Annotated in this window: 20 protein-coding genes; 7 read left to right on the top strand and 13 right to left on the bottom strand. The window is 68.0% G+C overall.

Translation table 11 applies throughout. From position 1 onward, the window contains the following. Nucleotides 1–6: 6 nt before the first annotated feature. The 5 genes from ACIQK7_RS06105 to ACIQK7_RS06085 are packed head-to-tail and all read right to left on the bottom strand — an operon-like array spanning nt 7 to nt 5,171. Nucleotides 7–1,266: an MFS transporter gene (locus ACIQK7_RS06105; protein WP_403022254.1), complete on the bottom strand. Its 1,260-nt coding sequence runs from the start codon at nt 1,264–1,266 to the stop codon at nt 7–9. Beyond that, entirely contained in the window at nt 1,263–2,282 is a 1,020-nt protein-coding gene (locus ACIQK7_RS06100; protein WP_403022252.1) for an ABC transporter ATP-binding protein, read from the bottom strand. Before ACIQK7_RS06100 ends, ACIQK7_RS06105 begins: the two co-directional genes overlap by 4 nt. After that, nucleotides 2,282–3,316 carry an ABC transporter ATP-binding protein gene (locus ACIQK7_RS06095; RefSeq protein ID WP_403022250.1) on the bottom strand — a complete coding sequence of 345 codons (1,035 nt, stop codon included), beginning with the start codon at nt 3,314–3,316 and terminating at the stop codon, nt 2,282–2,284. Before ACIQK7_RS06095 ends, ACIQK7_RS06100 begins: the two co-directional genes overlap by 1 nt. Next, the gene (locus ACIQK7_RS06090; RefSeq protein WP_403022248.1) at nt 3,313–4,221 is read right to left on the bottom strand and encodes an ABC transporter permease; all 909 of its coding nucleotides are present in this window, start codon (nt 4,219–4,221) and stop codon (nt 3,313–3,315) included. The genes ACIQK7_RS06095 and ACIQK7_RS06090 overlap by 4 nt, the downstream gene beginning before the upstream one ends. Then, nucleotides 4,218–5,171, bottom strand: coding sequence for an ABC transporter permease (locus ACIQK7_RS06085; RefSeq protein WP_403022246.1), 954 nt, complete (start codon nt 5,169–5,171; stop codon nt 4,218–4,220). The genes ACIQK7_RS06090 and ACIQK7_RS06085 overlap by 4 nt, the downstream gene beginning before the upstream one ends. 235 nt (nt 5,172–5,406) lie before the next feature. Here ACIQK7_RS06085 and ACIQK7_RS06080 point away from each other — a divergent pair, with 235 nt between their 5' ends. Genes ACIQK7_RS06080 through ACIQK7_RS06070 form a run of 3 tightly spaced genes read left to right on the top strand, consistent with a single transcriptional unit; the run spans nt 5,407 to nt 7,990 of the window. Continuing rightward, on the top strand, nt 5,407–6,264 hold the full coding sequence (locus tag ACIQK7_RS06080; RefSeq protein WP_403022244.1) for an alpha/beta fold hydrolase: 858 nt from the start codon (nt 5,407–5,409) through the stop codon (nt 6,262–6,264). Then, on the top strand, nt 6,261–7,574 hold the full coding sequence (locus tag ACIQK7_RS06075; protein ID WP_403022242.1) for a TetR/AcrR family transcriptional regulator: 1,314 nt from the start codon (nt 6,261–6,263) through the stop codon (nt 7,572–7,574). The genes ACIQK7_RS06080 and ACIQK7_RS06075 overlap by 4 nt, the downstream gene beginning before the upstream one ends. Nucleotides 7,575–7,591: 17 nt before the next feature. Further along, nucleotides 7,592–7,990 (top strand): heme-binding protein, encoded by a 399-nt coding sequence (locus ACIQK7_RS06070; RefSeq protein WP_403022240.1) that lies wholly within the window; start codon nt 7,592–7,594, stop codon nt 7,988–7,990. A gap of 61 nt (nt 7,991–8,051) precedes the next feature. On the opposite strand, the gene ACIQK7_RS06065 is transcribed toward ACIQK7_RS06070, so the two are convergent. Continuing rightward, nucleotides 8,052–8,474: an organic hydroperoxide resistance protein gene (locus ACIQK7_RS06065; RefSeq protein ID WP_403022238.1), complete on the bottom strand. Its 423-nt coding sequence runs from the start codon at nt 8,472–8,474 to the stop codon at nt 8,052–8,054. Between the two features lie 65 nt (nt 8,475–8,539). Beyond that, complete coding sequence (locus tag ACIQK7_RS06060; RefSeq protein WP_403022236.1) at nt 8,540–9,181, bottom strand: GNAT family N-acetyltransferase; 642 nt, start codon at nt 9,179–9,181, stop codon at nt 8,540–8,542. Nucleotides 9,182–9,219: 38 nt separating this feature from the next. Here ACIQK7_RS06060 and ACIQK7_RS06055 point away from each other — a divergent pair, with 38 nt between their 5' ends. Next, nucleotides 9,220–9,828, top strand: a complete 609-nt coding sequence (locus ACIQK7_RS06055; RefSeq protein WP_403022234.1) for a maleylpyruvate isomerase family mycothiol-dependent enzyme — start codon at nt 9,220–9,222, stop codon at nt 9,826–9,828. 140 nt (nt 9,829–9,968) lie between these two features. On the opposite strand, the gene ACIQK7_RS06050 is transcribed toward ACIQK7_RS06055, so the two are convergent. After that, a complete protein-coding gene (locus ACIQK7_RS06050) occupies nt 9,969–11,255 on the bottom strand; it encodes an adenylosuccinate synthase (RefSeq protein WP_403022233.1) in 1,287 nt (428 codons plus the stop codon). 156 nt (nt 11,256–11,411) lie between these two features. Here ACIQK7_RS06050 and ACIQK7_RS06045 point away from each other — a divergent pair, with 156 nt between their 5' ends. Then, a complete protein-coding gene (locus ACIQK7_RS06045; RefSeq protein ID WP_325209990.1) occupies nt 11,412–12,170 on the top strand; it encodes a class II glutamine amidotransferase in 759 nt (252 codons plus the stop codon). Between the two features lie 239 nt (nt 12,171–12,409). After that, nucleotides 12,410–12,730, top strand: coding sequence for a hypothetical protein (locus ACIQK7_RS06040; RefSeq protein WP_403022231.1), 321 nt, complete (start codon nt 12,410–12,412; stop codon nt 12,728–12,730). Here the strand turns inward: ACIQK7_RS06040 and ACIQK7_RS06035 are convergent. Further along, a complete protein-coding gene (locus tag ACIQK7_RS06035; RefSeq protein ID WP_403022230.1) occupies nt 12,727–13,983 on the bottom strand; it encodes an NAD(P)/FAD-dependent oxidoreductase in 1,257 nt (418 codons plus the stop codon). The two genes, ACIQK7_RS06040 and ACIQK7_RS06035, sit on opposite strands and share 4 nt — an antisense overlap. Before the next feature lie 60 nt (nt 13,984–14,043). Here ACIQK7_RS06035 and ACIQK7_RS06030 point away from each other — a divergent pair, with 60 nt between their 5' ends. Continuing rightward, nucleotides 14,044–15,486 (top strand): protein adenylyltransferase SelO family protein, encoded by a 1,443-nt coding sequence (locus tag ACIQK7_RS06030; protein ID WP_325209987.1) that lies wholly within the window; start codon nt 14,044–14,046, stop codon nt 15,484–15,486. 75 nt (nt 15,487–15,561) lie between these two features. Here ACIQK7_RS06030 and ACIQK7_RS06025 read toward each other — a convergent pair whose 3' ends face one another. From ACIQK7_RS06025 to ACIQK7_RS06010, 4 genes are read right to left on the bottom strand one after another with little or no spacing between them, the layout of a single operon-like run. Next, entirely contained in the window at nt 15,562–16,197 is a 636-nt protein-coding gene (locus ACIQK7_RS06025; RefSeq protein WP_403022228.1) for a TrmH family RNA methyltransferase, read from the bottom strand. Further along, nucleotides 16,194–16,958: an HpcH/HpaI aldolase/citrate lyase family protein gene (locus ACIQK7_RS06020; protein ID WP_403022227.1), complete on the bottom strand. Its 765-nt coding sequence runs from the start codon at nt 16,956–16,958 to the stop codon at nt 16,194–16,196. The genes ACIQK7_RS06025 and ACIQK7_RS06020 overlap by 4 nt, the downstream gene beginning before the upstream one ends. Before the next feature lie 7 nt (nt 16,959–16,965). Beyond that, nucleotides 16,966–18,384 carry a TRAP transporter large permease gene (locus ACIQK7_RS06015; protein ID WP_403022225.1) on the bottom strand — a complete coding sequence of 473 codons (1,419 nt, stop codon included), beginning with the start codon at nt 18,382–18,384 and terminating at the stop codon, nt 16,966–16,968. After that, nucleotides 18,384–18,917, bottom strand: coding sequence for a TRAP transporter small permease (locus tag ACIQK7_RS06010; protein WP_403022224.1), 534 nt, complete (start codon nt 18,915–18,917; stop codon nt 18,384–18,386). The genes ACIQK7_RS06015 and ACIQK7_RS06010 overlap by 1 nt, the downstream gene beginning before the upstream one ends. Nucleotide 18,918 lies beyond the last annotated feature (1 nt).

Genomic DNA, 18,918 nt, shown 5'->3' with positions numbered 1-18,918 from the left:
TTGGAACTACTGCTCGTCCTGCGGGTCGTCGAGCCGGCCGATCCCCGCGTCGCGCCGCAGCAGGAGCAGCAGCCCGAGCAGCAGCATGGCGGCCCCCGCGATCATGAGCGACTCGCGCACGCCAAGCCAGTCGGCGATGCCGCCCATGATGAGCGCGCCGACCGCCATCGACAGGGTGTAGAGCATGATGCGCACGGCGATCACGCTGCCGCGCATCCGGTCAGTGACGATCAACTGGATGGCGGTGTTGACGCCCGCGATGACGGTGAGGAAGCCAGCGCCGGCGACGACGAGGGCGGCGACGGCGGCGATGTAGTTCTCGACGGCCCCCAACACGAGCACGGCCGCGCCGACGCCCAGCATCCCGGCAAGCGTGACGAGGGAGAGCGGATGCTTCGACGACGCGACAATCGGACCCGCGACGAGTGCCCCCACCCCGGCGGCGGCGGTCATGATGCCGAGCTCGAGTCCGCCGGCGTCGTAGACCGTGGCCGCAAGGATGATCGTGAGGTTGAAGACGGGGTTGAAGAGGATGCCGATCGCGATCGACACGATGATCGACACCGCGATCCCACGCTGGCGGCGGATGTAGGAGAGCGCGGTGCCGAAGCTCCTGAGCGCACTGATGCGCGGTTTCGCGAGCGCCCGCCGCGCGCCGCCCCCGATCGCGATGAGCGCGACCAGCACGAACACGAACGAGGCACTGTTGAGCAGGAAGGCGGGGCTGGGCCCGAGCGTCCCGATGAGGATGCCCGCGAGGGCGGGGCCAAGCGCCCGGCCCACGTTGAACTGCATCGTGTTGAGGGTGACGGCCGACTGGATGTCCTCCCGCGGCACGAGGTCGTGCACGAGTGCCTGCCAGCTGGGCAGGTTGAGGCCGCCGAAGATGCCCTGCAGGGTGACGGGCAGGATGACAAGGAGCGGGTTCTGCGTGCCGGAGGCGACGACGAAGAAGAGGATCAGGGCGGCGACGCTGCCGAAGATCTGGGTGCCGATCAGCACCCGCCTGCGGTCGAAGCGATCAGCCCACGCCCCGCCCAAGGGCCCCATGAGCACGTTGGGGATGAACTGTGCCGCCGCGCCGATGCCGACCCAGGTGGCGCTGTGCGTCATCTCGAAGATGACGAACGGCACGGCGAGGTTGCTCAGCCACGTGCCCGTCGTGGAGACCGCGGCGGCCACCCAGAAGATCGCAAAGCGCCGGTGCCGCAGCGCGCTGAACGGTCCCCGGCGGGGCGTGCCGCCCTCCTCAGCGGGCCCGCTCAACTCGCCGAACGCAGGTCCGGTTCCGCCTCCACGGGAATGGGGTGGTGGCAGGCCACCCGGTGCCCGGGCGCAAGCTCCGCGAGCGGCGGCATGACGGTGCGGCAGATCTCCGTCGCGGCGGGACACCGTGACGCGAAGGGGCACCCGCTGCTGGGGGCGGGGCTCGTGGCGATCTCGCCCTCGTTCGCGACATCCTGCAGCTTCTCCGGACGGTTCGGCTGCGGGATCGAGCTCAGTAGCAGCGCCGTGTAGTGGTGCCTCGGATGCTGGTAGATGTCCTCCGAGCCGGCCAGCTCGACGATCCGCCCCAGGTACATGACGGCGACGCGGTCGCTGATGTTCTTGACGACGGCGAGGTCGTGCGAGATGAAGACGAGCGAGAGGTCGTGCTCATCCTTCATACGCTCGAGCAGGTTGAGCACCTGGGCCTGCACCGAGACATCGAGGGCCGAAACTGGCTCATCGCAGATGATGACGGATGGCTGCTGCGCAACGCCGCGCGCGATGGAGACGCGCTGGCACTGCCCACCCGAGAGCTGGTGCGGCTTGCGCTTGGCCATGGCCGAGTCGACGCCCACCTCCTGCAGGAGTTCGAGCGCGCGCTCCTTCGGCTTCGGGTGCTTGAGGAAGGTCAGTGGCTCCATGACGATCTCGAGCGCCGTGCGACGCGGGTTGAGCGAGGAGATCGGGTCCTGGAAGATCAGCTGCAGCTCCTTGCGGTGCTTGCGCAGCTGCTTCTGTGTGAGGCCGTCGAGGCGCAGGTCGCCGAGCATGACCTCGCCCTCCGTGGGCGGGGGCAGCATGACGAGCGCGCGACCCGTCGACGACTTGCCGCATCCGGATTCCCCCACGAGACCGAGGGTCTCGCCCCGGCGCAGCTCGATGTCGATGCCGTGCACGGCCCGCACGGGCTTCTTGCCCGGCACGGGGTACTCGACCACGAGGCCCTTTGCCGAGAGCACGATGTCATCTCCGGACGAGTCCCTGACTGCGGGAGCTGTTGCCGTGTCGGTCATCAGGAGATCCTCTCTTTCGCGGCGGTGACCGAGACCCCGAGGGGCTCGTCGGGGCCGGCGACGGGATGGTGGCAGGCGACGGGTCGACCGGCGGGCCCCGGCTCGAGGGGCGGGTCGACGTCGAGGCAGAGTTCCGTCATGCGGGGGCACCGGTTGGCGAAGGAGCACCCGTGCGGGAGGTTCGTGAGCTGGGGAGGACGGCCGGGGATCGTGCGCAGCACGGTGTGCGGCGGGTTCTCGAGGTTCGGCCGGGCCTCCTCAAGTGCCTTGGTGTACGGATGCTGCGGCGCCTCGAAGGTGCTGATGGCCGAGCCCGTCTCGACGACGCGTCCCGCATACATGACCGACACCTCGTCGCAGCGCTCGGCGATAAGGCTCAGGTCGTGCGAGACGAGCAGCACCGCGAGGTTGCGTTCCCGCCGCAGCTTGTCGAACAGGTCGAGGATCTGCGCCTGCACCGTGACATCCAGTGCCGTCGTCGGCTCGTCGGCGATGAGCAGTTCCGGGTCACACGAGAGCGCGAGTGCGATCATGATGCGCTGGCGCTGCCCGCCCGAGAGCTGGTGCGGGTAGGCCTTGAACTTCTCCTCCGGGTCGGGGATGCCGACCTGGCCGAGCAGGTCGATCGCGCGCGCCTTCGCCTCCTTGCCGCTGATGCCGAGGTGGCGGCGCATGGGCAGCACGAGCTGCTTACCCACCCGCATGACGGGGTTGAGGGCGGTCATGGGGTCCTGGAACACCATGGCGATGCGGCGGCCACGGATGCGCTTGCGCATCTCGTCCTCGCTGAGGCCGAGGATCTCCTCACCGGCGAAGCGCACACTGCCCTCGCGCTTGTGGAGGGCGTTGCGGGGAAGGATGCCGAGCACGGCGCGCGCCGTCACCGACTTGCCCGAACCGCTCTCGCCGACGAGGCCGTGCACCCGGCCGGGCGCAATCGAGAGGTTGACCCCGTTGACGACCTCCGCGATGCCCTGCGGTGTCTTGAACTGGATTCGCAGGTCTTTGACCTCGAGGATGGGCTCGACCGTCACAGCGCAGACTCCTTGATGTCGAATCGCTTCGCGAAGTGCTCGGCGAGGAAGTTGATCGCAAGGATGGAGAGGGCCATCGTGAATGCCGGCAGCAGCACGATGTGCGGCGCCTGGGTGAGCTTCGCCCGGCCGGTGCCCATCATGGAGCCCCAGCTGGCATCCGGTGGCTGGATGCCGAGGCCGAGGAAGCTGAGGCTCGCCTCGGCGACGATCGCAACCGCGATGACGACGATCGCGTAGGCGAGCACCGGCACGACCACGTTGGGCAGGATCTCCCGCACGATGATGCGAGCGTGCCCGAAGCCCATGCCGCGCGCGGCGGTCACGAAGTCACGGTTGACGAAGGTCAGTGTCGCCGAGCGGGCGACTCGTGCGACGGGGGCCGAGGCGATGATGCCGATGCCGACCACGATCGTCCAGAGGCCGGGGCCGAGGAAGAGGCTCAGGGCGATGAGCGCGACGAGGTTGGGGAACGACAGCACGATGTCGAGCCCGGCGACGATGAAGCGGTTCGCCCAGCCACCGAAGTAGCCGGCCAGGATGCCCATCGGAGCACCGAGCACGACGGCCAGCGCGATCGAGGCCACGCCGACGAAGAGGCTCACCTGCGCGCCCGACAGCAGCCGGGCGAGGATGTCACGCCCCACCTCGTCGGTGCCGAGGATGTGCCCGGGGCTGAACATGGGCGCCATGATGGCGCCGTAGTCGGAACGCGACGGGTCAGGCAGCGGCAGCACGGGCAACAGCAGGGCGCTGCCCATGAGGAGCACGAGCCATCCGACCGAGATCATGACGGCCCAGGGCGGCACCCCCCTGCGTGAGCGGCCGAGGAGTCCGCGCCCACCGATGGGCGGGCTGCCCGGCACGACCGTGCGCTGGGACCTGGTCTTGGTTGTGAAACTCATACGCGCACCCTTGGGTCAAGTAGCGGGTAGATCATGTCGACGATGAAGTTGGCAAGCACGTAGGCGCAGGCGATGAAGAGGATGAGGCCCTGCACGAGCACGTAGTCGCGGTTGTTGATGCCGCTGTAGATGAGCGTGCCGATGCCGGGCAGGCCCGAGATGAGCTCGATCAGCAGCGTGCCGCCGATGAGTGTGCCGATGTTGATGCCGACGACCGTCACGAGCGTGGGCAGCGAGGGCTTGAGTGCGTAGCGGAACAGCACGCTCCGCTGCGTCAACCCGACCGAGCGGGCGACGAGGATGTAGTCCTCCTGCAGCGTGCGGATCATCTCGTTGCGCAGCACCCGCATATAGAGGGGTACGAGCGCCGAGGCCAGGGCGATCGACGGGATGAGGAGCGAGCGGATGTTGCCAAGCACGTCCTCCTGCAGCGGCACGAAGCCGATGGCCGGCAACCAGTTCAGCGTCACCGCGAAGATCACGATGAGCACGAGTGAGACCACGAAGTTGGGGATCGACTGCAGCGTGAAGGTGAAGACCGAGACGACGCGGTCGAAGGCCTGGTCGCGGCGGCGGGCGGCGGCGACGGCGAGCGGCACGGCGATCGCGAGCGAGATGATCTCGGCCATGATGAGCAGCTGGATCGTGACGGGCAGCCGCTCGCCGATCGCCTCGGTCACGGGCTGCCCCGTGCGGAAGGAGACGCCGAGGTCACCCGTGATGGCGTTGCCGAGCCACTGCACGTAGCGCACCATGAAGGGCTGGTCGAGTCCGAGCTCCTTGCGAATCTCCTCGACCGCGCCCGGCGTGGGGTTGGAGCTCGACGCGACGAGCACCTCGGCGGTGTCGCCCGGCAGCAGGTCGAGCAGGAGGTAGACGAGAAAGCTCACGCCGAGCAGCACGACCAACAGATGCACTGCCCTCATGGCGATGACCTTTGCGTATGTCACACGGCCTCCTTCTCAAGCTACGTCGCTCAATTCGCCCCCTTGCGAGGGTAGTTCGGATGCCATCAAACAGGCTTCGGATGCCGCATCCCACCTCGGCGTTCCAGACGGCGGCACGCGCTCTTCCGACACTCGGGCACCGTGTTAGCCTCGCCCCGACCGACCCGGTCGCCGCACCGCCGCACCGCCGCGACGATGGTGCGGCACGCATCCGATCACCATCCCGGGAGACACCGCTGTGACCTTCACCGCCGAAGAGACGAGCCGCACCGTTGATGCCGCGGGCGTGCGCATCCACTATCACGAGGCAGGCGCGGGCCCGGTGCTGCTGCTCGTGCACGGCGGCGCCCCCGGCGCCTACGGCTGGGGTAACTTCGGCCAGAACCTTGAGGCGCTCTCGCAGCACTTCCGCACGATCATCGTGGACCTGCCCGGCTACGGAAAATCCGACAAGCCCGAGGTTGAGGGCGATCGCAACGCCTTCTACGCCGAGACCTTCCTCGCAATGATGGACGCCCTCTCGATCGAGACGGCGAGTGTGTGCGGGCTCGCCACCGGCGGTGGTGCCGCAATCAAGATGGCTGTCGCGGCGCCGGAGCGCATCGAGCGGCTCATTCTCGTCAGCTCCATGGGCGGGCTCCCTCTCTTCAGCACGCGCCCCACCGAGGGCCAGAAAGTCATCCAGTCCTACTACAAGGGCGACGGGCCGTCAGAAGAGAAAATGCGCAACTACCTCTCCGTCATGATGTACGACCAGTCGCTCATCACCGACGATGTCGTGCAGGATCGCTATCAGGCGAGCATCGACCCCGAGTTCATGGCCAAGGCGCCGGAGGGACGCGGGCAGCGAAAGCCCGACCAGGGGCCACCGCTCTGGACCCTCCTCGATCGCATCGAGGCACCGACGCTCGTGGTCTGGGGTCGCGACAACCGCATCCAGGGCTATGACAACGCCCTGTTCATGCTGAACCAGATTCCGGATGTTCGCCTGCACGTGTTCGGAAAGACCGGGCTTTGGGTACCATTCGAACGCGCTCGCGAGTTCGAGGCCCTCATCATGGGATTCCTCCGCGAGGACGACCGGACGGGGCCATGACCGACAGCACTACGCGCAGCGAGACCGAGGAGCAGCGTTCGCGCGCCCTCGAGGCGACGCTGACGCTCGTGACCCGCTCGGGGTATCAGGCGACAACAATTGCCGCGGTCGCGAAAGAGGCGGGGCTCTCGGAGAGCTTCATCCTGTGGCACTTCCGCAACAAGGATCGCCTCTTCGCTGAGGCCCTCGAATACAGCTACCGCAAGCGGCGTGCGACGTCTCCCTCCTGGAGCGAGGTCGTCCCCCCGGAGAAGCGGGCGCTCGCACTCCGGCACAATGCGCTCGGGCTCACCCCGCCAAGCGCTGAGGGCACCGAGTACCGCACCTTCGGTCTCATGCTTGGTCTCGAGAGCCGGCCCGTGCAGCCGACGGCGCGACTTCGCTTCACCGAGTTCCGCGGGCGCACCCTCTCGGCCATCACGGCGTGGTGGGATCGCTCACTGCGCATCGACGATGCAATCGAGCGGATGGCGGCGGCCGAACTCCTCGGCAACCTGACCCTCTCGGCCGTCGATGGGCGGTTCATCAACTCGATGACCTCTGAGCTTGACCGCGACATCACGACCGACATCATCGTGGCGGGGCTCGAAGGCGTCGCCACCCGCCTCGAGCAGCAACCGTCAGCCGCCGTTGCGCTCCCGCCGGAGGCGGCACGCGCCGTCGCCTCGCTCCCGCCCGCCGGCCCGACCCAGCACGACGAGACCTCCACCCGCATCCAGATTCTGCGTGCCGCAGAGTCCGTCGCATCCGATATCGGCATCGACGCGGCGAGCATCGCGCGCATCTGCAAGGAATGCGGATGCTCGCCCACGTCGATCTACTGGTTCTTCAAAGACAAAGACGCCATCTTCGAAGCCCTCATCGAGTTCCTTCACGAGGACTGGATCGACACCCATCCCCGCACGAGCGGCGTGGAGACCCCGTGGTCTGACGATCCACTGCTGGAGATGATGGCGCACTGCCTGTGGCGCTACTCGGGGGCAGCGAACCTCATGCGCATCTCGCTCATGCTGTTCCTCCACAGCGAGGACACGCACTCCGTCACCCGCGAGGAGTGCCTCCGCGTGCGCGCCGAACTGTGCCGCGAATGGCAGGACTCATACACCCGCCTGTTCCCGGAGCTCGAGGACAACGAGGCGCTCGCCCACAGCGTCGCGATGGTGCACGCGGCCGTCGCGGATGGTCTCTTCATCTCCCAGCAGATCGCGGGCGGCACCGACTCCATGACGGCCTACACCTGGGTGCTCGCCGAGTTCATGGCGGCGGGCATCCGGAGCGTGCTGCCAATACCCGCGCCCGAGGCATCCTGAGCATGGAAGGAACCGCAATGACCCTCACCCTCGAGGCCGCCCGCGCCACGCTCGATGAGGCCCTGCGCATCGCGCGAGAAAGCGACAAGCGCATCAGCGTCGTGATCGTCGATGACCGCGGGCTCGAGGTGTGCGCTGCGCGCATGGACGGCGCAAACTGGTTCACGCTGGGCGTCGCACGCGCGAAGGCGCAGACAGCGGCAACGTTCAAGCGGCCGAGCGACTCGCTGGCGAAGCTCCAAGGGGACTACCCCGAGCTGTTCCTGCACATCGACGACCAGCTTGCGTTCCGGGCCACGACGCTGCCCGGCGGCGTGCCGCTGGGAGACCCCGTGGTCGGCGGCATCGGGGTGAGCGGCGCCCACCCGGAGGAAGACCTGCGCATCGCGACGGCGGCAGCGGCCTTCCATTCCTAATTCAGGAACTTGCTTTCCTAATTCAGGAACTCTGTTCCTGAATTAGGAAAGCTCGTGGCCATCAGTCGACGAGCGTGAGGGTGACCTCGACGTTGCCGCGCGTCGCATTGGAGTACGGGCAGAGGCGGTGCGCCTTCTCGACGAGCTCCTGACGGCGGTCCTGCTCGGCGTTCGGCACGTGGATGTCGAGCTCGACGGCGATGTTGAACCCCTCGCCCTTGTCGTTCTTGCCGATGCCGACGCTGGCCGACACTGCGGCATCCTTCGTGTCGATACCCAGCTGCTTGCCGGCACCGTGCACGGCGCTCAGGAAGCAGGCGGAGTAACCGGCTGCGAAGAGCTGCTCCGGGTTGATCCCCTCGCCCGAGCCACCCATCTCCTTGGGCGGGCGAACCTCGAAATCGATGCGGTCGTCATCCGAACGTACGTGGCCGTCGCGGCCACCCCCCGACGCGTGTGCAACTGCAGTGTATGCGATATCCATGATTCTGACCATAGCCGCGGCAGGCTGAGCACTCGACCGACCGTCGGTATGCTCACACGGTCCGCTCAGTGCGCGCCCCGGAAGAGCACAGGTCGCTCGCCCTGAGCTTCCAGCCTGGCCTCAAGGCCATCCCTCACGCGCGGCCACTCCTCCACGAGCACGGAGTGCACGGCCGTGTCGCGCCACGAGCCATCCGCCCGTCGCCGGTCGTGCCGCAGCACCCCCTCGAAGGTGGCGCCGAGACGCAGGATCGCGGCGCGGGAACGCTCGTTGGCGGCATCCGCCTGCAGCCGCACCCTGCTGAAGCCGTGTTCGAACGCGAGCGAGAGCAGCAGGAGCTTCGCCTCGGCGTTGACGACGGAACCCCAGACGCGCGGGTCGTAGGCCGTCCACCCGATGTGGGCACCCTCGTGCGCCAGGTCGAGGTCGGCGAGCGAGGTCGTGCCGACGCGCTCGCCGTCATGGGGGCCGCCGCGCAGATAGACACCGAAGGAGAGGCCCGTCTGCCAGGGCAGGTAGCCGCGCAGCCACTCTGCGAAGTCATCCCGGCTGTCGCGGAGGGCGGCAACGCCCCCGCCGTAGCCGCCGGCGAAGACCTCCGGATGCCCGATCGCGGCAAAGAGGTCGCCGAAGTCGGCCGCGCCAAGCGGTCGGAGCGTAACGAATCGGCCACCAAGGGGCGCCGCAGCGGGTCGGGAGGCGGGCATGAAATGCAGTCTGTCACGGGAAGTGCAACTATGGACGCGTGAGCAACACGACCCTCTTTCTCGATGCCTCAGAATCGTTCGTGCAACTGCTCGCTCGCGTTCGCGCCGAGCAGTGGGAGCAGCCCGCCCTCGGGACGTGGACGGTGCGCAGCCTTGCCGGCCACACCGCCCGCGCCATCCTCACGGTGGAGAGCTACCTCGGGCAGGACGAACCCGGCGCCGTCACCATCCCCTCGGCCGAGGACTACTACAACGAGGTGCTCGAGCAGTTCACCGACCACGCCTCGATCGAGGCCCGCGGTGTCGAGGCCGGCGCCTGGCTGGGCGCCGACCCCGTGGCGCAGGTCTCGGAGGCGCTCTCCCGCACGCGCACGCTCATCGCGGCACAGCCCGACGACCGCATCGTCTCGATCGGTGGCATGGGCATCCTGCTCGACCAGTACCTGCGCACCCGCGTCGTCGAGCTCGTCGTGCACTCGATCGATCTCGCCCGGGCCATCGGTGCCGACTACACGCCGCCCGCCGCGGGCATCGCGACGGCCGTGAGCCTCCTCGCGGGAACTGCGGCGCACAAGGGCCAGGGCGTGACCCTGCTCATGGCGCTCACTGGCCGCGCGCAGCTGCCGCCCGGCTTCACGACGGTCTAACGCGAGCGGATGCCGCGGCCACGCGCCAAGCGGTCAGCTCAGCGCTACACTTTCCGTCCCGCGCTACAGGGATCGCAGTAGCGGGGGACGGAAACTGTAGCGCAACAGTGCGTATGCCTGGCGGCGGACCGTAGCGCCGCTCAGTCCGTGAGGCTGTGGCGCACGACGATCTCGTCGCGGCCGGGACCGACGCCGATGAGCGAGATGCGCGAGCCGCTCATCTTCTCGAGCGCGAGCACATAGTCCTGCGCGTTCTTCGGGAGCTCCTCGAAGCGGCGCGCACCGGAGATGTCTTCTGACCAGCCGGGGAACTCCTCGTAGATGGGCTTCGCGTGGTGGAAGTCCGACTGCGAGACGGGCATTTCGTCGACCCGCACGCCGTCGACCTCGTAGGCGACACAGACGGGGATCGCTTCGAGACCCGTGAGCACGTCGAGCTTGGTCAGCACGAAGTCGGTAACACCGTTGATGCGGGCCGAGTAGCGCGCAATGGGCGCGTCATACCAGCCGCAGCGGCGAGGACGCCCGGTCGTCGTGCCGAACTCCCCTCCGTTGTTGCGCAGGAAGTCGCCCGACTCATCGAACAGCTCGGTGGGGAACGGGCCGGAACCCACGCGCGTCGTGTACGCCTTGACGACACCGATGACCCGCTCGAAACGGTTGGGGGCGACCCCAGAGCCGGTCGCAGCCCCACCGGAGGTCGCGTTCGACGACGTGACGAATGGGTAGGTGCCGTGGTCGACATCCAGCATCGTCGCCTGACCAGCCTCGAAGAGCACGGTCTTGCCCTCGTCGAGGGCGCGGTGCAGCAGCAGGGCCGTGTCGTCGACCATGGGGCGCAGGCGCTCGGCGAACTGCAGCAGCTCCTGCATGATCTCGTCGACCTCGATGGCGCGACGGTTGTAGATCTTCACCAGCAGGTGGTTCTTCTGGTGGAGGGCGCCCTCGATCTTCTGGCGCAGGATGTTCTCGTCGAAGAGGTCCTGAATGCGGATGCCGACGCGGTTGATCTTGTCGGCATACGTCGGGCCGATGCCGCGCCCGGTCGTGCCGATCTGGCGCTTGCCGAGGAAGCGCTCCGTGACCTTGTCGAGCGTGCGGTGGTAGTGAGTGATGACGTGGGCATTGGCGCTCACGCGGAGGCGCGAGACATCCACCCCTCGTGCGGCGAGCGCGTCGAGCTCCTCGAAGAGCACCTCGATGTCGACGACGACACCGTTGGCGATGACCGGCACGACGCCGGGCGAGAGGATGCCGGAGGGCAGCAGGTGCAGCGCATACTTCTCGTCGCCGACCACGACCGTGTGGCCAGCGTTGTTGCCGCCGTTGAACTTGACGACGTAGTCGACCCGGTCGCCGAGGTGGTCGGTCGCCTTGCCTTTACCTTCGTCGCCCCACTGGGCACCGATGAGCACGATTGCGGGCATGCGAAATCCTTAGAAATGGAGGGGGATGACACCCGATTCTACCCGCTCCGGCTCACAGCGGCCTAGAAAGGCTGTGGATGCCTCAGCCCTGACCTGTATTACGGAGCATGACGGCGCGACTTGGGCACCCGGTCACGGCTGCATACGGTGATAACCATGTGCCGCCTCCTTGGACTCGTGTCTCGCGATGAGACGACGATTCCGGATGCCCTTGGCGCCGACTTCAACGCCTTCACCGCCCTCTCGGCTGGCCTCCACGGCGACGGCTGGGGCGTGGCCGCCGAGCACGCGGGCAAGCGCACGATCACCCGGGCTGCCGAGGCGGCTCACAGCAGCGCCCACTATCGGGCCGCGACCTCCGTGCCCGTTTCGAGTGCCATCACGCACCTGAGGGCCGCGACGCTCGACCTGCCCGTCGCGGATCGCAACACACACCCCTTCGTGCACGGCGACCTGTCGTTCGCCCACAACGGCTCGATCCGCGAGATCGCCGCGATCGAGCAGGTCATCGACGCCGACCTGCGCCGTGGCATCCAGGGCGACACCGACAGCGAGCGCTACATGCTCGCGCTCGTCTCTGAACTGCGCCGGTCGTCCCCAGTCGACGCCGTGCGCACGGTCGCCGCACGCCTTAGCGAGGTTGCGGTCGAGGCGAGCATCAACGCGCTCCTCCTCACGCCCGACGAACTCATCATCGTCGCCGACGAGCACGTGAAGGCGCCCGCCTTCGTCGGCGCCGACTACTACGCGCTCTCCTACCTCGAGCGCGATGGACTCTTCACGGTCGCCTCAAGCGGCTGGGAGCGCGAGGGATGGCGGGCCATCCCCGAGCGCACCGTGCTGACGGTCAACCGCCGCACCCTCCAGCTGCGCATCGACGACCTCGACGGGCGCCGCGCGGCCATCGCCGCCTGAGCCCCGTCCGGGCGCCTGGCGCTTCGCGCAAACGGGGTACGCCGGGGCTAATGCGGCGTTCTCCGCGCCAACTGCACCCACGCCACCACCGCCTGGATGCGGCGCCCATACCGGTGGTATGGACTCAGGATCAACCTGCTATCGTGTGTTATATCGGGGTACAGACTGTGTCGGCACTTATGCCGACAAGCGGCGGCCGCCCCCGGGCCGCACCCCGCGAGAGGAGCACACGCACCAACATGTCCGCCCCCAGCCTGCTCAGTACGCGCCGCCGCATCCGCTCCACCTCGCAGTTGTCAATCGCATCCGTCTTCACGCTCGCGCAGATCGACCGCTGGGGACTCGATGCCTGGCAGCCAAGGACCCCAGAGCGTCCCCCCTTCGCGATCCTCGCCGACCCCGCCCGCACGAGCCTCAACCCGCGAACCGTGACAATGCTGCTGACCGCCGGCATGGTGGAGACGGTGGACGACTCCCTCGTTCTCACCGACCTCGGGCGCCGCACGGTCGAGGAGAACAGCGACCTCTATCCCGGCGCATCCGATGAGGGCGCCAGCTAGCGCAGCGGATCAAAGGCATCCAGCAGCGGATGCCGCGGCCCGCCTGTCATCGCATCCGCGACGATCCTCCCCGTGAGCGGGCCCAGGGTCACGCCCCACATGCCATGCCCGCCGGCAACGTGCACCCGCGCCGAGCGCGTCTCGCCCACGAGCGGCAGGCCGTCTGCCGTGCAGGGACGCGAGCCGACCCACTCGTCCTCACGGGCGTCCCAGTCGACGCCCTCGAACAGCGGCCGGGCCGCCTCGACGAGCGTCGTGATGCGACGCGGGTCGGGCGCGGCGTCCGCGGGTCGGAACTCCATCATGCCGCCGACCCGCAGGCGATCGCCGAGGGGCGTACACGCGACCCGCTGTGCGGGGAAGTAGATCGGATGCTCCGGCACGGCGTCCGGGCGCACGCTGAAGCTGTACCCACGCCCCGCCTGCACGACCTGCCGCACACCGTAGCGGCCCGTGAGCGCGCCGAACCACGTGCCGCTCGCGATCACGACGGCGTCGGCCTGGAGCTCCCACGGCGATGCGCCACCGGCCTGTGGCTGGTCGACCTCGACAGAGACGTGCGAACCGGTGTCCGTGACATCCGTCACGGTGGTTGAGGTGATGATGGTGCCCCCGCGCGCCTCGACGGCGTCGGCGAGCGAACGCACGAAGAGGGGCGGGTTGATGTAGCGCTGCCCCGCGATACGGATGCCGTGGGTCACCTCCGCACTGATGGCCGGCTCGAGCGCACGCAGCTCCTCGCCGGAGATGAGCTCGTAGTCGACCTCGCCGCCGCGCTTCTCGATCTCGGCGAACTCGTGTCGAAGACCTTGGCGGTCGCGTTCGCTCGTGAACCCGGTGAGGAAGGGATCGGCCGTGATGGTGCGGTCCTCGACGCCTCCGTCGGCGAGCACGTCGAAGGAGTCGACGCTCCACTTGTTGATCTCGGCGAAGGTCTCCATGTTGGCCCGCCACTTGCGCGGGGTGGAGTGCCAGGCGAAGCCCGCGAGGAAGCGCAGCAGCTTCGCGTCAGCCGCGAGCGGCACGTACACGGGTGAGCTCGGGCTCACGACAGCCTTGACGCCGTAACGGAAGATCGCGGGTTCCGGCAGCGGCAGCGTGAGGGCCGGGGCGATCCAGCCAGCGTTGCCCCACGATGCCCCGAGTCCGACCTCGCCGCGATCGATGACCGTGACCTCGACCCCGCGCTCCTGCAGGAACCACGCTGTGCTCAGGCCGACGATCCCCGCCCCAACAACGATCACGCTTCGCATGCTCGTCACCCTAGTCCCGCACCCAGCGGGAGGTCACCATCGCGGCGTATCGTCGCACGCATGAGCGCCACCACGCAGTTGAACATCGCACTCGGCAACCGCTTCGCCCGCGAACTGCCCGAGATGGCCATCGAATGGCAGGCCGAGGAGGCCCCGGAACCGCGGATGCTCGCACTCAACGAACCCCTCGCCGCCGAGCTCGGCCTCGACCCGGAGGAGTTGCGGAGCATTGAATGGCTCCGGATGCTGGTGGGCAACCATGTGCCGGAGGGAGCCACCCCGGTCGCGCAGGCCTACGCGGGCCACCAGTTCGGCGGCTACTCGCCCCGGCTGGGAGACGGGCGGGCGCTGCTCCTGGGCGAACTCGAGGTCGACGGCCGGCTCCTCGACCTGCACCTCAAGGGTTCGGGTCGCACACCGTTCGCGCGCGGCGGCGACGGCCGCGCCGCCGTCGGCCCGATGCTGCGCGAGTACATCATCAGCGAGGCCATGCACGGGCTCGGCATCCCCACGACCCGCTCGCTCGCGGTCGTCGCGACGGGCCGCCCCGTGCAGCGCGAGACCGTGCTCCCCGGCGCCGTGCTCGCCCGCGTCGCGAGCAGCCACCTGCGCGTCGGCAGCTTCCAGTACGCGCGCGGCACGGGCGACACCGAGCTGCTGCGGCGCCTCGCCGACCACGCGATCAGCCGGCACTATCCCGATGCGGCGAGCGCCGAGCATCCGTACCTCGCCCTCTATCGCGCCGTCGTGTCGGCGCAGGCGTCGCTCATCGCCCGGTGGATGCTCGTGGGCTTCATCCACGGCGTCATGAACACCGACAACATGACCATCTCGGGCGAGAGCATCGACTTCGGCCCATGCGCATTCATGGGGGCGTACGACCCCGCGACCGTCTACAGCTCGATCGACCAGCAGGGCCGCTACGCCTACGGCAACCAGCCGGCGATCGGCGAGTGGAACCTCGCCCGCTTCGCCGAGGCCCTGCTGCCGCTGTTCCACGAGGAGGAGGAGCGCGCGATCGAGCTTGCCGTCGAGGCGCTCGGCGCGTTCCGCGGCGAGTACACGGCCGCGTGGGAGGCGGGCATGCTGCAGAAGCTGGGACTCAGCGAGCCGACGCCGCTCGTTGCGGAACTCCACGGCATCCTGGGCGCGCACCGGGTGGAGTACACCTCGTTCTTCCGCCGCCTCGGCGCCGCCGCCAGCGGTGATGTCGGGCCGGCGCGCGAGCTCTTCCTCGACCCCACGGCCTTCGACGCCTGGGTGGAGCAGTGGCGGATGCTCGGGCCGGATGCCGAGCTCATGCGCCGAGTCAACCCGCTCTACATCCCTCGCAATCACTTGGTCGAGCAGGCTCTGGCCGCGGCGACCGACGGCGACCTCGCGGCCCTGGAAGGTCTCCTCGCTGCAGTGTCCGATCCCTACACGGAGCGCGCCGGGCTCGAGCACTACGCGGCCCCCGGCGCCGACGACTTCGGCACCTACCAGACCTTCTGCGGCACCTGAGCGAGCCCCCTTTCATAACTCAGGAGTCAGGTGCCGTGACGGTCGGCCCGGCCAGACACTCCTGAGTTGGGAAAGTCAGCCGGGGAACTCCACGTGCTGCGTCACCCACGCGTGCATCGCGACAGCGGCCGCCGCCGACGCATTGATCGACCGTGTCGAGCCGAACTGCGAGATCTCGACCACGGCATCCGCCGCCTCGATCGCGGGCTCCGACAGGCCCGGCCCCTCCTGCCCGAAGAGCAGCACGCAGCGCTCCGGCAGGTCGAAGGTCTCGATGATGACGCTGCCCTCGACGTTGTCGATCGCGATGATCGGCAGGCCCTCGCTGCGGGCCCAGTCGACGAAGGATGCGACATCCTCGTGATGCAGGACGTGTTGGTAGCGGTCGGTGACCATGGCGCCGCGCTTGTTCCAGCGGCGGCGGCCGATGATGTGCACGCTGTCGGCGGCGAAGGCGTTGGCGCTGCGCACGATCGACCCGATGTTCATGTCGTGCTGCCAGTTCTCGATCGCCACATGGAACGGATGCCGGTGCTCGTCCAGGTCGGCGACGATCGCCTCCATGCGCCAATAGCGGTAGCGGTCGATGACGTTTCGGGTGTCGCCGCGCTCGAGCAGCTCGGGGTCGTAGTGCTCTTCGGTGGGCCACTCTCCCTGCCACGGCCCGACACCATGGGTCGACAGCTCGTGGGTGGGGTTCGGCTCGGTCACCCCTCGACGCTACCGCGAACCCGGATGTCGCCCGCCAGCCGGGTGACCGCATCGCCGAGCAGACGTCGCTCAGCTGTCACGACGGCGACCAGGTCGCATCCGTAGTCCAGCCATTTGCGAGTCGAATCCGCGTCGAGGCCGAGCGTGCCGAGCATGAGGCGGTTCTCGTCGGCCAAGCGCCGCAACGCCCTGAAATATTCCTCGAGCTGGTCGGTGTCGAAGGCGCGGTGCGGCGCGAGCCCGAGCGAGATGGAGAGGTCCGCCGGACCGACGAAGATGCCGTCGACGCCCGGGGTCGCGGCAATCTCGGCCGCATTCTGCAGCCCCAGCGTCGTCTCGATCATGACGAAGAGCGATGCCCGCTCGTCGAGTTCCGTTGGGGATGCCGAAGAGATATCGCGACGCACCGGTCCGTAGCTGCGCGTGCCGAGCGGCGGGAACCTGCATGCGCTCGCGGCGGCGGCAGCCTGCTCGGCAGTCTCCACGAGCGGCACGATGACAGCGGATGCGCCGAAGTCGAGCGCCTTGCCGATCTGTGCGTGGTCATTCGAATCGACGCGCACGAGCACCGAGAAGTCGTCGGCCTCGACACCGGCGAGGAGCTCGGCACAGTCCCCCAGGGTGAGGGCACTGTGCTGGGTGTCGAGCACGACGAACTCGAGCCCTGCCTCCCGGCACGCATCCACCACGGCGGGCGAACGCGTGCCGAGCCAGCCGCCGACGAGCGGCGCTCGAGTCTCGTCGTGCTTCAGCATGACCATGTTGTTCCTATCTCGATGCTGCGACGATCTCGGGCAACCAGAGCACGATGTCGGGGAAGGCGAGCAGGATGCCGACGATGACCGCCTCGCAGAGGAGGAACGGCGCGACACCCTTGAATACCGTCTCCAACTTGATACCGGTGACTCCCGAGATGACGAAGCAGTTCATGCCGACGGGCGGCGTGAGGAGGCCGATCTCGATCATCTTGACGAGAAGGATCGCGAACCACACCCCGTCGAAGCCGAGCTCGATGATCGTCGGGTAGACGATCGGCACGACGATCACGACGACCGCGAGGGAGTCGAGGAACATGCCAAGCGGCACCATCAGCAGCAGGATGAGCACGACGATCAGCATCGGCGGCACGTCCAGCTCCGACAGGAATCGCGACAGGTTGTTCGGCACGCGAGCAGATACCAAGAAGTAGGCGAAGATTCCCGCTCCCACGACGACGGCGAAAGCCATGCTGGTGACGGATGCCGCCTCCGCGAGCCCGTCACGGATGCGCGCCACGACCGAGCGAAGGCCCGAACGGAAGTGTTCGGCGATCACGGCGATGGTGGCCACGAGGGCGGCAACGGCGGCGGACTCCGACAGGGTCGTGAGGCCCGTGAAGATGCTCAGCACGACGACGCCGACGATGATGACCAGCCAGACCAGGCTGCGCATCTCGGCGAAGAGCGAGCTCGACTTCGACTCGGCGAGGTCGGAGCCGCCTGCGGCGCGCGTGGTGGCCGGCCTGCCCGCGACGACCGGTTCGCCAGCCTCTGCGGCGCCGATGCGTTCCAGCACCTCGGCGTTGTCGGTGACCTTGGACCCCTCGCGCTTGACGAGGATGAGTGCGGTGATCACATAGGCGACCGCCGACAGGATGCCCGGGATGATGCCCGCGCTGAAGAGCTGCCCGATCGACTCGCCGCTCATGATCGAGTACATGATCATGATGATGCTGGGCGGGATCAGTATGCCGAGGGTCGCACCGATCGCAACGATGCCGGTGGCGAGCTGGGCCGAGTAGCCGTGGCGGATCATCTGGTGCACGGAGATCTTGCCGAGCGTGGCGGCGGTGGCGACACTCGAGCCTGAGACGGCAGCGAAGCCGCCGCTGGCGCCGATCGTTGCGATCGCGAGACCACCCTTGAAGCGGCCCGCGACCCTGTTGATCACGGTGTAGACGCGCTCGGGAATCCGCGCCTGTGTCGCCATCGCCCCGAGCATTATGTAGAGGGGTATGACGATGAGCGAGAACTTGGCGGTGGACTCGTAGGGCACGTTGGCGAGCACGCTGTCGGCGACTCGGAACGAGTGGAGCATGACGGCGCCGATGATGCCGGAGAAGCCGAGCGCGAATGCGACGGGCACCTCGATGGCGAGCATCAGGAAGAAGAGCGCCAGGACGATGACGACGATGAGTTCTGCCGACATCAGACAGCACCCCCCTCTGTGGTCTCGGTGAGACCGGACGGCGTGCGACCGGTCAGGAGGACGAGTGATTTCGCGAGCGCAACGATCGTGAGGAGGCTCGTGCCGAAGGCGACGAATGCCCGCGATGGCCATACCGGGAAGTTCAACAGTCCGGTGCGGTATTCGCCCCCGACGAAGGAGTTCATGGCACGCTCGACGAGCTCGATGCTCATCCAGGCCAGGAATACGCACGCCAGGAGCAGGGCGACTCCGCGCAGGCGGTTGGCGACGGCCGGCCGCAGCCGGTCGGTCAGCAGGGTGACGCGGACGTGCGTGCCGTTCACCTCCGCCTGCGCGAAGCCGAGGAACACGGTCATCACGAGGGCGAGCTCTGCGATCTCGAAGAGGCCCCGGATGGAGCCCCCTGTCGTGGCTCGCATCACGACTTCAGCCGTGAGGAGCAGCGCGAGGGCACCGCAGAGCACCGCGGAGACGACGGCAAACGCCTTCGTCACCGGCCGGAACACCCGGTCCCACAGTGTGACCATGATCATG

This window comes from Salinibacterium sp. GXW1014, assembly GCF_044769865.1.
Lineage (GTDB): Bacteria > Actinomycetota > Actinomycetes > Actinomycetales > Microbacteriaceae > Homoserinimonas.
The sequence above is the reverse complement of the archived record's forward strand: the minus strand, read 5'-3'. Positions and strand labels throughout refer to the sequence as shown.